This is a genomic window from Brevundimonas sp. 01N35, from assembly GCF_056399785.1.
The window spans coordinates 182,597-196,261 of the sequence record NZ_JBFTRZ010000006.1; the positions used below are offsets into that span (position 1 = coordinate 182,597).

Here is a 13,665-nt window from a genome sequence, read left to right on the forward strand (position 1 = left end):
ACGTTCAGGCTTCTTCTTCGTCCATCATGGCGGCGAAGGCGGGGCTCATCCGTTCGACCAGACCGCGCGGCGTGCGCTCGACGAAGTGGGCCGCGATCTGCATGGCCTCGGCGAACTCCGGCCCGTCGAACGGTCCCAGCACCATCAGGGCGGTGGCGAGGGCGTCGGCGCGCATGGCCGAGGCGTCGAACACCGTGACCTGCGCCAACCCATTGTCCACCGGCCGCCCGGTCGAGCCGTCGATGGTGTGCGGATAGAGGCGCTCTTCATGCACAAAGGCGCGGCGCCAGTCGCCCGAGGTGGCCACCGCCATGTCGAACAGGGCCGCCACCGTATGCGGCGCGGGCGAACCCGGCACGGTCTCGATCTCGACCCACCAGGGCTGGGCGTCGGGCTTGACGCCGCGTCCCAGCAGTTCGCCGCCGATCTCGACCAGATGCGAAGTCGCGCCCATCTCGGTCAGGCGGGCGGACACCCGGTCCACGGCGTGACCCTTGGCGATGCCCGAGAAGTCCAGCCTCATCCCGCCATTGGGGCCGCCAGCCTGCACCGCCGCGCGCCCGTCGCGGTTCAGCCGCAGCTTCTGCCAGCCGGACACGGCCAGCGCCGCCTCGACCTCTTCAGCAGACGGCAGGGGATGGAGCGGATCGCGCGGTCCCGGCGGGCCAAAGCCCCACAGGTCGACCAGGGCGCCCAACGTCGGATCGACTGCGCCGTTGACGTCGTCGGCGATATCCAGCGAAGCGTTCAGAAGGGCCCAGAAGTCGTCCGACAGCTTCCACGTCCCGGCGGGGGCGTTGTTGAAGCGGCTGATCTCGCTGTCGGGCGTCCACGGGCTGAACAGGGCGACGATGCGCGCTAGCTCCTCCTCGACCGCCGCCTGAAACACGTCCTGCGTCGTACCCAAGGGCGGCACCAGACGCACCGACCAGGTGGTGCCCATGCTTTCCCCCGACAGCGACCAGATCAGGTCGCTGGGCGGTCGTTCCGGCGCGCGCGTGGTCGGCGGGATCAGGACGCGGTTGTCCTGACGGCCGTCAACCGCCGCTCCGATCTGGAGCGGCGGCGGGGTCGAGCTGGAGCGTTTCGAGGTCAGGGCAGGACTTCCAGCGCGCCGTTCCACGAGGCGTTCGAGCCGGGCTGGCCGTTCACGCCCGCCGTGCGCACCGAGGCGCCCAGCCAGTAGAGACCGGCTTCCGGCCAGGTCACGCTGAAGGCGCCGACAGCGCCGGTCTTGACCGTGATTTCCTCGGGGTTGTCGCGGTAACGGACGCCGCCGCGCGCGATGGTGACGTCGACGTTCGCGGCGGGTTGGCCGTCCTTCAGCAGCTTGAAGGTCGCGGCCTCGCCAGCGGCCAGATCGTTCGGGTGGGTGACGGGGGCCAGTTCCAGACCCTTGCCGACCGTCTTCAGGTCGGTCGGCTCGCCCAGGGTGACGAAGGTCTCGGTGCGGCTGTCGGTGCGGGTGGCCTCGACCTCGGTGGCGTCAGCCGGAATGGCCGTCGCGAAGTCGGCCTCGGCGCCGCGCCAGCGCTTCTGCTCGCCGCCCTGCACGTAGTTGACCATGAAGCCCGAACCGACGTTGGCGACGCGATAGGTGCCAGGCTGGGCCAGATGCAGGTCGAAGCTGGAGCGGTACTTGGCCTGCATCACGTTCTCGGCCTTGGCGGTGGAGCCGTCCGGGGCGGTGATGGTCAGGCCGGCCAGACGCATGGCGGCGTGGTCGGGGATGAAGACCCCGTTCGACATGCCGGCGTCGAAGCCGACCCAGGCCTCGGCGCCCGACAGCACGGTCGAGGTCGGGGCCAGCCAGGCGCGGTGCGCCTGGGCCGACAGCGGCGCGGCCAGAACGGCGGCCAGGGACAGGAGGGCGAGGGTCTTTTTCATGATCTCTGGTCCTTAGCGGGTCACGGCGACGCTGACGGCGCCCAGTTCGGTGGCGCCGGTTCCGGCGCCGGTGTTGGCCCCGCCCCAGCGGAAGGGCACGCGGACGACCTCGCGGCCGCCCAGTTCACGGGCCGCCTCGACGACGAGGTTGTACTGGCCGGCGGGCAGGTTGCGCAGGCGGGCGGCGGGGACCGTCACCGCATGGCGGCCGGGGGCCTTGGTCGGGCCGGACACGCCGTCGGCGGGCAGGGTCATGGCGCGGCCGCCCTTGCGCCACCAGGTGCGCAGGTCCTTCAGCCAGTCCGTGCCGTCGCCCTCGTTGTTGCGGGTCTGCTGGTACCAGACGGCCAGGGTCTGCGCGGTCGACTGGTCCGGCTTCTCGATCCACACCGCCACATAAGGCCGGTGATAGGAGGCGCTGGCGATGCGCGGCAGTTCGACGTTCACCGTCAGGTCGGCGGCGAAGGCGGGGGCGGCTGCGGCGGTCAGGCCCGCAGCGGTCAGGACGAGGGGAAGCTTGCGCATGGGGAGGCTCGCCAATGAGGGCTTAGTGAATGAACAAGAGGGCGATGACGACGGGAATGAGCAGACCCAGGGCCACGATGGGCCAGGTCGAGGGACGGCCGCGGGAGTGCAGCCACAGCAGGGCCAGGCCGGTCAGCGAAAACACCACGCAGGCTGCGGCGAAGACGTCGATGAACCAGTACCAGACCACTCCGGTGTTGCGCCCCTTGTGCAGGTCGTTGAGGTAGGCGACCCAGCCGCGCGTGGTCCTCTCGTGCACGGCCTCGCCGGTTGAACGGTCGATGGTCAGCCATCCGTCGCCGCCGGGCGCCGCCAGGGCGACATAGATCTCGTCCGCCGTGGTCTCGGTCGGCTTGCCCTCGAGCTGGACCTGGAAGGCCTCGGCGGCCCAGCGGGCCACGGGCGCGGGGACCGGGTCGGTGGTCTCGGCGGGGAAGTCGGCCAGACGCGCCAGCAGGGGCGAGGGCAGAACAGCCGTGGCTTCCTTGATCACCGGCTCGGCCGGGATCTGCGCCGCGTGATTCAGGGTGATGCCCGTCGCCGCGAACAGGATCATGCCGACCAGGCTGAGCGCCGCCGAGATCCAGTGCCAGCTGTGCAATTGCTTCAGCCAGAACGACCGTTTGGCGTTCAACGCCGCCTTCGCCTTGGCGGGGCGCTTGGCGGCGGTCCGGGGTGAGGGTGCAGCGGTTTCGGTCACACCTATGGCTGTGCCATACTTTGCGAACGATTTGCAATACCGTTTAGACGCCGGAATGTCGCGGGCCGGATCGCGGTTCAGTAAGCCAGCCGCACGCCGGTGCTGACCATGCGCGGCGGACCAAAGCCCGCGACCCCGGTTCCGGTCTCCGCGACCTCGACCTCGGCGTCGAACAGATTGTCGGCGGCCAGCCACAGCGAGGTCGTCTCATTGACCCGCCAGTCGGCGCGCGCGTCCAGCGTCACGGCGGCCCCCAGCACCCGGCTGTTCAGATCGTCCTCGAACCGCTGGCTCTCGTAACGGGCGCGCGCTGCCAAGGTCAGGCGGTCGCCGGCGCGCCAGTCGACCCCGGCCGTGGCGCTCCAGATCGGGGCCTGGGCCGGGCGCAGGCCGGTCAGTTGCGGCGCGGCTGATCCGCCGTCCAGCCGCGCGTCGGTGATCGACACGGCCCCGCTTAAGTCCAGTCTGGCGCGCACCGTCTGGCGCACGCTGATCTCCACCCCGGTCGCCTCGATGGTCCCGGCGTTCTGGCGTTGGCGCAGCACCCCGCCTGCGGGCACGAAGCCCGCGCGGGGGAAGGTTCCCGGCCCTTGGCCTATGGTGACGTTGACGACGGCGTCCTCGATCCGGTTCCAGAACAGGGTCGCCGTCAGCGCCGAGATCGGCCCCTCGAAGGCCAGCCCGGCCTCGACGCCCTGCAAGGTTTCGGGGACCAGTCCGGCGTTGGCCTCGGTCAGGTCGTTGCCGACGCGGAAGGGGCGATGCAGTTCGTTCAGCGTGGCGGGCCGAAAGCCGGAATAGGCTGCCGCCCGCGCCGCCCAGCCGCCGCCTATCATGCGCCGCGCCGCCAGCCGCGCGCTGACCATCTCGCCCGAGCGCTCGGGATCGGTCTCGTCCAGCGTCGGCGCCCCGGTGGCCAGGTCGCGCTCCAGCCGCCGTCCGTTCTGGTTCTTCCAGCCGTCCAGCCGCAGCCCCCCGGCCAGCAACCAGGGTCCGGCCTCCAGCGAGCCTTCGCCGTAAAGCCCGGCCACCGAGGTCTCGCCCCCGGCGACGCGGTCGCGGGTGAAGGCTCCCGCCATGTAGCGGAACAGCTCATGCGTCTCGCCCGCGTTGAAGCGGGCGTCGGCGCCGACCTCCCACTCCAGACGCCCGCCGCCGACCCGGCGCTCGGCCCGACGCAGGGCGGCGTTCAGGCCCCAGCCGGTCGCGGGGGTCTCATACTGGTCGTTGGCCGGCGTGGTCGTCGCCCGGTCGGCGGTCACGGCGACCGAAGTGTTGGCCAGATCGCTCTCGCGCCGCCAGGTCTGCAGCCGCCAGCCATAGTCGCCCTCGGTGGGGCGCTGCGTCGCGGTGGCCGACAGCACATGGCCGCTGGCCGTGGCCCGCGCTCCCGCCAGACCCGAGCCGCGATCCTCCTCATAGGCCGCCGCACGCAGCGACAGGGCCGCTTCGCCGACGGGAATGTCCGCCCGCAGCGACGCGCTTTTCGCCTCCAGATCCAGCGGCGCATCCGCCGCCCCCGCCGCCGCCCCGCGCACGGGGACATAGCCGTCGCTGGCCTCGTAGAGCGCCGAGCCGGTCAGCCGCGCCCGCCCGGCGTCGATCCCGCCCGACCCCGCCAGCCGCGCCCCGCCGCGCTCGGCGATAGAGGCGTCCAGCACCCCGCCGCGCTCGCGTTCCCTCAGCTGGATCACGCCCGTCAGCGCCCCCGCCCCATAGGGACCGGCCCCGGCGCCGCGCACGATGTCCAGGCTTTCGATGCTCTCGGTCGGCGTCTGCGACCAGATCACCCAGCCGCCGAAGGGATCGTTCAGCGGCACCCCGTCCAGCGTCACCAGCGTCCGCCCCGCGCCCGACGGGGCGATGGCGCGCAAGGAGATTCCCTGCGTCGTTGGATTGGCCGCCAGGCTTGAGGTGCGCCGGAACAGCGACACCGCCGGCACCGTCGCCAACGCCTCGTCCAGACGCGTAGAGGTCGACAGCGTATCTTCGCCCAGACGGATCACTGAGAAGGCCGCCTCGCCCGCCGCCGGCGGCAGGCGCGCGGCGGTGACGATCACTTCGTCTATGACAGTGGCAGGCGGGGCGGGGGGCGGGTCCTGAAGCATCAAGCGGGACCATACCTCAGCGCCCGACGGGTTGCGCGCTCTTACGCCGCCTCTGCCACGGCGTGGCGCGACAGCGCCCGCCGGATGGCGTTCAGCAGGGCGTCCGGCTGGATCGGCTTTTGCGCCACGCCGTCCATGCCCGCCGCCAGATACTCGGCCTCGTCGCGCGGGTCGGCGTTGGCGGTCAGGGCCAGGATGGGCACGGCGGACGCGGCGCCAGGCAGGGCGCGGATGGCCCGCGTCGCCGCCACCCCGTCCATCACCGGCATCTTCACATCCATCAGGATCAGGTCGAACGGCGCGACCGTGGCCCGCTCCACCGCCTGCCGCCCGTCCTCGGCGGTCTCATGGGTGCAGCCGAACAGCTCCAGCACCTTGCCGGCGACGAAGCGGTTGGTGGCGTTGTCGTCGACCACCAGCACATGCAGGGTCTCATGCGCGGTCGGCGCGGCGACGAGGTCGTCGGCGCGGCTGGCGTCGGCCTCGGCCAGCGGCAGGCGCAGATGGAAGCGGAACCGCGCCCCGCCCTGCGGCGAACGCTCGACCGACAGGGCGCCGTCCATCCGCTCGACGATCTGACGGCAGATGGCCAGGCCGAGCCCCGCGCCCGCCCCCTGACGCTGGGTTTCGCCGGTGTTGAAAGGATCAAAGATGGTGGCCGCCGCCTCCTCGCTGACGCCCGGCCCGCTGTCGTCCACCACGGCCTCGATCTGTACCGCGCCGTCGTCCAGCCGGGAGGACAGGCTGACCTCGACCGCGCCCTCGGGGGTGAATTTCAGCGCATTGCCGATCAGGTTGTTGAGCAACTGCTTCAGCCGCATCTCGTCGCCCACGACCCAGCGGGCGGCGTTCGTCGCCGTCGTCACCGTCAGGCGCAGCGCCTTCTCCTCGGCGCGGGGCCGCCATAGCGCCGTCAGGTCGGCGGCGACGGCGTCGAGGTCCAGCGGCGCGGGCTCCAGCGTCAGCATTCCCGCCTCGGCGCGCGACAGGTCCAGGGCGTCGGTCAGCAGCCGCAGCAGACTGTTGCCTGAATCCAGAATGGTGCGGACATAGGGGCGCAGCGAGCCTTGCGTCAGCTCGCGCTCCATCAGGGCGGCGACGCCCAGCACCCCGTTCAGCGGCGTACGGATCTCGTGGCTCATCACCGCCAGGAATTCGGACTTGGCGCGGCTGGAGGCGCGGGCCTCGGATTCGGCGCGGACCAGGTTCTGGGCCAGTTCGCCCATGGCCTCGGCGCGGCGCTTGTGGATGGCCACCCCCGCCTGCAGCACGTGCAGGCCCGCGCCGACGCCGACGTAACGGCCGCGCGACACGACGATGAACCCTTTCAGCAGGGCGCCCAGCCCCGCCGCGTCCATGGTCTGGAACAGGACGTCGGCGTCGGCGTCGGCCTCGACCAGCAGGGGCGCGGGGTCCATCAGGGCCGAGACCGGGCGCCGGGCATAGAGGGCGCGGCCGAACTCGGCGGCCATCTTCAGGGTGAAGGCGTTGCGCTCGATCAGGCCGACGGGGCGGCCGTCGGCGTCGACCACGGCGATGACAAGGGCCGCCGGCTCGGCCTGAAACCGGTCGAAGGCTTCCGCGCCGAAGGCCTCGGGCGCCATGGGCGGCGCCGCCTCGACGAAGTCTCCGATCCTGGCCATGTCGTCGCCCCTCCCGCGTTTTGCGAGAGCGCAGTTAGACGAGCAACGCTTAACGGCCGCTTTTCTGGAAGTGAATGTTTTGCAAGCGCAATTTGACGATTGCTCCGGGCGCGGAGCTTAAAGCCGGGCCAGCAGCTCGGCCGCGAAGCTCGACAGGCTGTCGTCGCGCGCGCCCATGACCACCACCCGGTCGCCGGGCTGGGCCAGGTCCACGATGCGGTCGCCGCAGTCGGCGCGGGTCGCCAGGGCCTCGGCCTGACGGCCCTCGGCGCGCACGCCCGCCGCGATGTCCTCGGACCCCACGCTGCGGTCGGTGGTGCCGCCGTAATAGACCGGCTCGGGCATCAGCAGGACGTCGTGCTCGCGCATCAGCCCGGCGAAGCCCTCGATGAACTCAGCCTTCATCAGCTTCAGCGGGCCGAAGCCGTGCGGCTGGAACAGGATCAGCAGCCGCCCGTCAAAGGCGTGCAGGGTCTTCAGCGTGGCGGCGATCTTGTCCGGGTTGTGGGCGAAGTCGTCGATGACGGTGACGCCGTTTTGCGTCCCCACCACCTCGAGGCGCCGCCGGATGCCGGCGAAGCTTTCCAGCGCCGCGACCGCCGCATCCACCGACACGCCCAGAGCCTTCACCGCGCCCAGCGCCGCCAGGGCGTTGGCGACATTGTGGGCGCCCGGGACGTTCAGCATGACCGGACGCGGGGCCTCGCCGCGCACCCGCAGAGTAAAGGTCATGCCGGTCGGCAGGGGCGCCAGATCATGCGCCGACAGGTCAGCTTCCTCCTCGCCGAGCGCAAAGGTGATCGCCTTGCCTGGCTCCAGCTCTTGCGCCAGCGCCGCCGTCTCGGGATTGTCGAGGTTCAGCACCGCCGTCCGCGCCCGGCCGGCGAAGCCGCCGAACAGGTCGCGCAACTCCTCCATCGACTTGTGGTCCAGCGAGATGTTGGAGACGACCGCCACGGTCGGGTCATAGCGGGCGATGGAGCCGTCCGACTCGTCCACCTCGGCTGTGAACAGGTCCGCTCCCCCGACCAGGGCGCTGGCGAAGGGATGATCGGCGTCGGCGAAATTCTTCATCACCGCGCCGTTGACCACGGTCGGCTTGCGGCCCGCCTGATCCAGAATCCAGGCCACCATGCCGGTGATGGTCGACTTGCCGCTGGTGCCGGCCACGCCGATCGAGGTCGGGGCGGCGTTGAACAGCTGCGACAGCAGCTGGGGCCGAGTGACGATGGTGGCGCCGACGCGCCTGGCCGCGCCGATGTCCGGCACCGTGTCCTCGACCGCCCCTGTGGCGACCACGATCTGGTCCCGGCTGACCACGCCCGATCCGTCCTGCGGATGCAGGGTCACGCCGTGGGCGCGCAGCCAGTCGAACTTGTCCGGCGTGCGGCCCTGATCCAGCGCCCGGTCCGACCCGGCGATGCGGTTTCCTTGCGCCTGAACGATCATGGCCAGGGGCAACATGCCGGACCCGCCGACGCCGCAGAAGAAATAGTCTTTGTTCATCGGCTTGATTTTGACGCGCGAAACCGGGGAATGTCCGGCGGCCTGACTAGCACGGGCGACGCCGGAGGCCAGCCCCATCACTATGCCTGCACCCTTCAAGATCGGCGTCGTCAACGCCAGTTCGCGTCTGGACTTCGCCCGCGGCGAGGCGATCCAGGCCTGGATGGATCAGGCCTATCCGGGCGGCGAGGTGCAACTGATCTTCCACCCCCAGACCTTCAACAAGCACGGCCATTTCGGCGGCGACGACGCCACCCGCGCCCGCGCCTTCGTCGAGTTCGCCAATGATCCGCGCCTTGGCGCCATCTGGTTCGCGCGCGGCGGCTACGGCTCGTGCCGCATCGCCGAGGCGGTCGTGCCGCAGCTGACCGCCGTGGCGCGCAAGAAGCGCTACCTCGGCTATTCCGACGCGGGCAGTCTTCTGGCCCTGCTCTACAAGGCGGGCTTCCCCCATCTGGCGCACGGGCCGATGGCCTCGGATGGGGCGCGCCACGACGCGACCGGGCGACGCGCGGTGGACTGGCTGGTCAGCGGCGACCGCGCCTCGCTGGAGTCCTCGCTGCTGGACGACCCGCGCCCGGCGGTCGCCTTCAATCTGACCATCCTCAATGAACTGGTCGGCACGGCGCTGGAGCCGGACCTGAGCGGCCACGTCATCATGCTCGAAGAGGTGTCCGAGGCGCTCTACCGCGTCGACCGGATGATGTTCCACCTGACGGGCCAAGCCTCGATCCGCCGCGCGGCGGGCATCCGCCTGGGCCGGGTCTCGGACGTCACCCCCAATGATCCCGACTTCGGCCTGACGGCGGAAGAGATCGTCCGCTACTGGTGCGCGCGCTCGGGGATTCCCTATCTGGGGACGGCGGACATCGGCCACGACGCCGACAATAAGGTGGTGCCGTTCGGCGTGAACCGCTGAGGGTTGTTGGGTGTTGGCGGCGTTCCCCTCACCGCTCATCCCGGCGGACGCCGGGATCCAGTGAGAGCTACAGACGCCACGGGGGGAAATAGCGCTTCGTTCAACGCAGAGCTTGCGGCCAAAGGCCTGAATCCCGGCATCCGCCGGGATGAGCGGGTTAAGAACGAGTGCGGATGACGAATATATATCTAGCCGTCGGACCGCTGAGGTCTAGCCCTTGAAGGTCAGGCCTTCGGGCCGGGCGTCGAATCCCGCCAGCCGGCCCAGATAGCTCATGCCCAACAGCGATGCGGGCATGTCGGCGTCCACCACGAGGGCCTCGACCGAGGTCAGCCGCACCCCGGCTACCGCCAGCGACGGCAGCACGACCGGCGCGGCGCGCACCGGACCGGCGGCGGTGTTGATCGTGCGGGTGAAATCCTTGGCGGCGACGCTTACGCCCGCCCGTTCGGCATCGGCGCGGCTCAGGGTCACGACGCTGGCGCCGGTGTCGACCAGCATCCGCATCGGCCGTCCGTCCACGATGGCCTCGGCCCAATAATGCCCGTCGGCCGAGCGCACGACCGAGGGCGGCGCGCTGGCGGCCTGGGCCTCGCCCGCGCCGTCCATCCAGCGCAGGGCGCCGACGCAGGCCAGCGACGACGCCAGAGCGGCGGCGAAAACGACAGCAGAGCGCGGGTCGATACGGATCATGACCCTACTGTGCCGCAAGGGTCTTGGCGTGGGGTGAAGCGATACGGCGAACGAAAGGTTGACGACCGAACCGCGTTACCTGTCGCCTTCTCCGTCACCCAAGACGCTGCGGTCGGCGCTACTTGCGGTCCCGGATAGCGGCTTTCGCCGCTTCCGGGATGACGGCAGAGGAGGGTCCTACCCGCCCAGCAGGGCCGGGTCGATCCGCCCGCGCCGCTCGTCCAGTTCACTCATGATCGCGGCGCGTTCCGCGTCGTTCATCCGGCTCCAGGTCGCGATCTCCTCAAGCGTGCGCAGACAGCCCAGGCACAGGCCGGACGCCCCGTCGACGGTGCAGACCATGACGCAGGGCGTGGCGATGGCGCGCGGCGCCTGGGCGAGGGAGGGGGGCTTCGGAGGGCTCATGTTTTATGACGTTGAAACTACAATACGTCCGACTTCGGACCAAAATCTTGACTTTTTAACCAAGCGGGGCTATCTAGGGCCCTGACGCGAAACGACTATGACGGTGAGATTCCCGATAAGCACGACGCGTCTTCTTTCATCGTTCAACGAAAGGAGACGCCAAAATGAACGACAAGGACCGTAATCTCCAACACGCCATGATGTCCTTCGCCCTGTGGGGCGGGATGCTGGTGAACACGAAGCAGATGAACCCCGCGAACAACCGCGCGGTCAGTCATCCCTCGAACTTCGTGCCCATAACGATCAAACGGCCGCGCGCGTAGTCGCGAGGGTATTTGATCCAACCCAGAAGCCCCGGTCAGATCGACCGGGGTTTTTCAATTCCGCTTGCCTTCGCCCGCCGCCCCGCTGAAACCGACCGCTGCATTCAGAGGGCCAAGGAAAAGGAAAGCCGCCATGGGTCTGATCGTCGAGGAGCGCCGCGGCGCGGTCATGGTCTGGACCCTGACCCGGCCCGACCGGCTGAACGCCCTGCCGGACCTGGAAGACGGCGAGGCCTTCGCTACGGCCTGCGAGGCGGTCAACGCCGATCCCTCGATCCGCTGCGTGGTCATGACCGGGGCGGGGCGGGCCTTTTCGGCGGGCGGCGACCTCAAGGCGATGAAGGCCCGCGCCGACCTGTGCGAGGGCTCGGGCGCCGCCATCCGCGAACGCTATCGCCGCGTCGTCCATCGCATCGTCCGCTCGCTCTACGGGCTGGAGGTTCCCCTGATCGCCGCCGTCAACGGCCCGGCCATGGGCTTGGGCTGCGACATCGCCGGCCTCGGCGACATCCGCATCGCCTCGGACCGCGCCAGCTTCGGCGTGCCCTTCATGAAGCTGGGCATCATTCCCGGCGACGGCGGATCGTGGCTGCTGCCGCGCAACATCGGCTATGTCCGCGCCGCCGAGATGCTGTTCACCGCCCGCTCCATCGACGCCGAGACGGCGGCTGAGTGGGGTCTGGTCAACCGCGTGGTCCCGCACGAGACCCTGATGGACGAGGCCATGGCCACGGCCAACCAGATCGCCGCCCAGCCGCCCCAGGCCCTGCGCATGGCCAAGAGTCTGCTGCGTCAGGGCCGCGACATGAATTTCGACCAGATGCTGGAGTTGTCGGCGGCCCTGCAGGCCCTGGCCCATCTGACCGAGGACCACATCGAGGGCGTCACGGCGGTGCTGGAGAAGCGGCCGGGGGAATTTACGGGGAACTGATCTGACAATTGGGAAGCCCTCCCCCTCGAGGGGGGAGGGTTGGGTGGGGGTGTGGGTAGGCCGTTTCAAATGAAGGTGGGGAGACGCGGACCGCCTCATGCGCTCGACCTTCAATGTCGCGCCCTCACCCCCATCCCCCGACCCTTCCCCCCTCGAGGGGGAAGGGAGGCTGTCAGCAGTCAACAAAAAGGGGCGCCTCTCAGCGCCCCTTTCCGTCGTCGGTTTTCGCTAACTCTTAGCGCTTGGCCGGCGTCTGCATCGAGCGGCTGGCGGGGACGCCGGCGACATTGGCGGCGCGCTTGGCTCCGGCCGTCTCGCCCGGCTTCATGAACTTGACCAGCACGCGCTGGCCGATCAGCAGGGGCGCGTCGTTGACGGCGACGACCACTTCGACGACGCGCTCGTCCGAGCGTTGCGAGGGGTCGTCCGAGGCCAGCTTGCGGGCGCCGAAGACGGCGGCGCGGCGCAGGACCTTGCCGACATAAATCTTGGTCGGGTCGCCTTCCGGGGTGATCTCGACTGCCTGATCGGTGGCGATGTTCGGAATGTCGGCCTCGACGATTTCGGCACGGGCGATGCGCGGGGCGTCGGGCTCCAGATCGAACATGTTCGACACGTTCAGGGTCGAGGCGCCGGCGCCCGGGTTGGCGTAGCGGCGTACGATGCGGCCGTTCTGCGGGGCGCGGATGACGGTCAGTTCGACGTTATAGGCGGACTGGTCGCGGCGGGCGCGGGCGGTCCGGACGGCCGCCTGCTGGGACCCGAGACGGGCCTGGGCCGTGGCGATTGCGTCGCGCGCCTGATCCAGCTTCTGGGCGGCGACGAAGTTCGTGGCGACCAGTTTCTGCAGTCGGTCGTATTCGCGCTGGGCGGTGGTGATGTCGACAGCGATCATGCGCAGTTGGCTCTCGGCCTGGGCCACGTCGGCCGAGGCGCTTTGCAGGGCCAGGCGCGGTTCGTCGTCCTCCTGACGGGCCAGGATCTGGCCGGCCGTGACGCGGTCGCCTTCCTGCACCAGGACTTCACGCACCACCCCGCCGCGGCGGGCCGCGATCTGAATGATGCCGCCCTCGATGTCGATCTTGGCGTTGGCGATGGCGGCGTAGGGGCTTTCGACCTTCTGCTCGGCGGCCTTGGCCAGTTCGGCCTTCTTGGCGGCATTGGCCTTCTGGACCATGCCGAAGCCGACGACGAGGGCGATCAGCAGCACGAGGCCGATCCAGAGCCATTTGTTTTTCAGGAAAGCGGGCATGGAGGTGTCCTTGGGATCGAGGTCTAGTGCGAGGCCAGAACGGCGTCAGGATTGGGGATGCGGCGCTGGTCGTCGATGATCACGCCGTCTTCGATGTGGATGACCCGGTCGGCCCAGGCTTCCAGGCGGGGGTCGTGGGTCACGCAGATGACCGCGGCGCCGTGTTCGGTGGCGGCCCGACGCAGCAGCTTGATGACGATCTGGCCGTTCTCGCCGTCCAGGGCCGAGGTCGGTTCGTCGGCGAACAGGATCTGCGGGTCCTTGGCCAGGGCGCGGGCGATGGCGACGCGCTGCTTCTCGCCGCCGGACAGGGCCGACGGCCGCTGATGCAGGCGATGGCCCAGGCCGACCTCCTCCAGCGCCAGGGTGGCGCGCTTTTTGGCCTGATCCGGGGTCAGACCCTGGAACTTCAGCACCGTCGTCACCTGCTGCAGGGCGCTGAGGGCCGGGAACAGGTTGAAGCCCTGGAAGATGAAGCCGCAGTGGTCCAGGCGGAACTTGTCGATCTTGCCCGACGACAGCTTCCACATGTCATCGACGTCCAGGGCGTCGACCCGGCCCTGTTCGGGGCGCAGCAGGCCCGACAGGGCGGCGATCAGCGTCGACTTGCCCGAACCGGACGGCCCCATGACCATGGTCAGATCGCCGTGGCGGGCGTCGAAGTCCACGCCCTTCAGCACCTCCACATAGGACTTGCCGGACTTGAACCGCTTGACCAGACCCTTGGCCTCGATGGCGAATTCGCCATGCTTGCCTTGAACTTTCGTGTGCAT

The 13,665-nt window shown here is 69.7% G+C and carries 14 protein-coding genes; 3 read left to right on the top strand and 11 right to left on the bottom strand.

All coding sequences use genetic code 11. The features are described from left to right. Nucleotides 1-4: 4 nt before the first annotated feature. The 7 genes from AC1DJ5_RS08445 to AC1DJ5_RS08475 all read right to left on the bottom strand — a co-directional run bounded on the left by AC1DJ5_RS08445 (nt 5) and on the right by AC1DJ5_RS08475 (nt 8,369). Complete coding sequence (locus AC1DJ5_RS08445) at nt 5-1,123, bottom strand: FAD:protein FMN transferase (protein WP_477020293.1); 1,119 nt, start codon at nt 1,121-1,123, stop codon at nt 5-7. After that, entirely contained in the window at nt 1,093-1,887 is a 795-nt protein-coding gene (locus AC1DJ5_RS08450; protein WP_477020294.1) for a DUF4198 domain-containing protein, read from the bottom strand. The genes AC1DJ5_RS08445 and AC1DJ5_RS08450 overlap by 31 nt, the downstream gene beginning before the upstream one ends. A 12-nt stretch (nt 1,888-1,899) precedes the next feature. Continuing rightward, nucleotides 1,900-2,412, bottom strand: a complete 513-nt coding sequence (locus AC1DJ5_RS08455) for a DUF2271 domain-containing protein (protein ID WP_441454471.1) — start codon at nt 2,410-2,412, stop codon at nt 1,900-1,902. 22 nt (nt 2,413-2,434) lie between these two features. Next, complete coding sequence (locus AC1DJ5_RS08460) at nt 2,435-3,112, bottom strand: PepSY-associated TM helix domain-containing protein (protein WP_477020295.1); 678 nt, start codon at nt 3,110-3,112, stop codon at nt 2,435-2,437. A gap of 77 nt (nt 3,113-3,189) precedes the next feature. Continuing rightward, entirely contained in the window at nt 3,190-5,220 is a 2,031-nt protein-coding gene (locus AC1DJ5_RS08465; protein ID WP_477020296.1) for a TonB-dependent receptor, read from the bottom strand. A 41-nt stretch (nt 5,221-5,261) separates the two neighbouring features. Then, complete coding sequence (locus tag AC1DJ5_RS08470; protein ID WP_477020297.1) at nt 5,262-6,863, bottom strand: ATP-binding protein; 1,602 nt, start codon at nt 6,861-6,863, stop codon at nt 5,262-5,264. Nucleotides 6,864-6,980: 117 nt separating this feature from the next. Continuing rightward, complete coding sequence (locus tag AC1DJ5_RS08475; protein WP_477020298.1) at nt 6,981-8,369, bottom strand: UDP-N-acetylmuramate--L-alanine ligase; 1,389 nt, start codon at nt 8,367-8,369, stop codon at nt 6,981-6,983. Nucleotides 8,370-8,451: 82 nt separating this feature from the next. Between AC1DJ5_RS08475 and AC1DJ5_RS08480 the strand changes: the two genes are divergently transcribed. Then, a complete protein-coding gene (locus tag AC1DJ5_RS08480; RefSeq protein ID WP_477020299.1) occupies nt 8,452-9,288 on the top strand; it encodes an LD-carboxypeptidase in 837 nt (278 codons plus the stop codon). A gap of 210 nt (nt 9,289-9,498) precedes the next feature. On the opposite strand, the gene AC1DJ5_RS08485 is transcribed toward AC1DJ5_RS08480, so the two are convergent. Further along, nucleotides 9,499-9,981: a retropepsin-like aspartic protease family protein gene (locus tag AC1DJ5_RS08485; protein WP_477020300.1), complete on the bottom strand. Its 483-nt coding sequence runs from the start codon at nt 9,979-9,981 to the stop codon at nt 9,499-9,501. 177 nt (nt 9,982-10,158) lie between these two features. Beyond that, nucleotides 10,159-10,386, bottom strand: coding sequence for a DUF1289 domain-containing protein (locus AC1DJ5_RS08490; protein WP_477020301.1), 228 nt, complete (start codon nt 10,384-10,386; stop codon nt 10,159-10,161). A gap of 164 nt (nt 10,387-10,550) precedes the next feature. Here AC1DJ5_RS08490 and AC1DJ5_RS08495 point away from each other — a divergent pair, with 164 nt between their 5' ends. Then, nucleotides 10,551-10,709 (top strand): hypothetical protein, encoded by a 159-nt coding sequence (locus AC1DJ5_RS08495; RefSeq protein WP_170136955.1) that lies wholly within the window; start codon nt 10,551-10,553, stop codon nt 10,707-10,709. A 133-nt stretch (nt 10,710-10,842) separates the two neighbouring features. Next, entirely contained in the window at nt 10,843-11,640 is a 798-nt protein-coding gene (locus AC1DJ5_RS08500; RefSeq protein ID WP_477020302.1) for a crotonase/enoyl-CoA hydratase family protein, read from the top strand. Between the two features lie 235 nt (nt 11,641-11,875). Here the strand turns inward: AC1DJ5_RS08500 and AC1DJ5_RS08505 are convergent, their stop codons facing one another. Both AC1DJ5_RS08505 and AC1DJ5_RS08510 read right to left on the bottom strand, forming a co-directional pair. Further along, nucleotides 11,876-12,892 carry an HlyD family secretion protein gene (locus tag AC1DJ5_RS08505; RefSeq protein ID WP_441454462.1) on the bottom strand — a complete coding sequence of 339 codons (1,017 nt, stop codon included), beginning with the start codon at nt 12,890-12,892 and terminating at the stop codon, nt 11,876-11,878. Between the two features lie 23 nt (nt 12,893-12,915). After that, nucleotides 12,916-13,665, bottom strand: a complete 750-nt coding sequence (locus tag AC1DJ5_RS08510; protein WP_441454753.1) for an ABC transporter ATP-binding protein — start codon at nt 13,663-13,665, stop codon at nt 12,916-12,918.

What these genes read in the sequence shown, in the direction of transcription:
- AC1DJ5_RS08450 (WP_477020294.1), bottom strand. Translation starts at nt 1,887, where the DNA reads ATGAAAAAGACCCTCGCCCTCCTGTCCCTGGCCGCCGTTCTGGCCGCG.
- AC1DJ5_RS08455 (WP_441454471.1), bottom strand. Translation starts at nt 2,412, where the DNA reads ATGCGCAAGCTTCCCCTCGTCCTGACCGCTGCGGGCCTGACCGCCGCA.
- AC1DJ5_RS08465 (WP_477020296.1), bottom strand. Translation starts at nt 5,220, where the DNA reads ATGCTTCAGGACCCGCCCCCCGCCCCGCCTGCCACTGTCATAGACGAA.
- AC1DJ5_RS08470 (WP_477020297.1), bottom strand. Translation starts at nt 6,863, where the DNA reads ATGGCCAGGATCGGAGACTTCGTCGAGGCGGCGCCGCCCATGGCGCCC.
- AC1DJ5_RS08475 (WP_477020298.1), bottom strand. Translation starts at nt 8,369, where the DNA reads ATGAACAAAGACTATTTCTTCTGCGGCGTCGGCGGGTCCGGCATGTTG.
- AC1DJ5_RS08480 (WP_477020299.1), top strand. Translation starts at nt 8,452, where the DNA reads ATGCCTGCACCCTTCAAGATCGGCGTCGTCAACGCCAGTTCGCGTCTG.
- AC1DJ5_RS08485 (WP_477020300.1), bottom strand. Translation starts at nt 9,981, where the DNA reads ATGATCCGTATCGACCCGCGCTCTGCTGTCGTTTTCGCCGCCGCTCTG.
- AC1DJ5_RS08490 (WP_477020301.1), bottom strand. Translation starts at nt 10,386, where the DNA reads ATGAGCCCTCCGAAGCCCCCCTCCCTCGCCCAGGCGCCGCGCGCCATC.
- AC1DJ5_RS08495 (WP_170136955.1), top strand. Translation starts at nt 10,551, where the DNA reads ATGAACGACAAGGACCGTAATCTCCAACACGCCATGATGTCCTTCGCC.
- AC1DJ5_RS08500 (WP_477020302.1), top strand. Translation starts at nt 10,843, where the DNA reads ATGGGTCTGATCGTCGAGGAGCGCCGCGGCGCGGTCATGGTCTGGACC.
- AC1DJ5_RS08505 (WP_441454462.1), bottom strand. Translation starts at nt 12,892, where the DNA reads ATGCCCGCTTTCCTGAAAAACAAATGGCTCTGGATCGGCCTCGTGCTG.
- AC1DJ5_RS08510 (WP_441454753.1), bottom strand. Translation starts at nt 13,665, where the DNA reads ATGCACACGAAAGTTCAAGGCAAGCATGGCGAATTCGCCATCGAGGCC.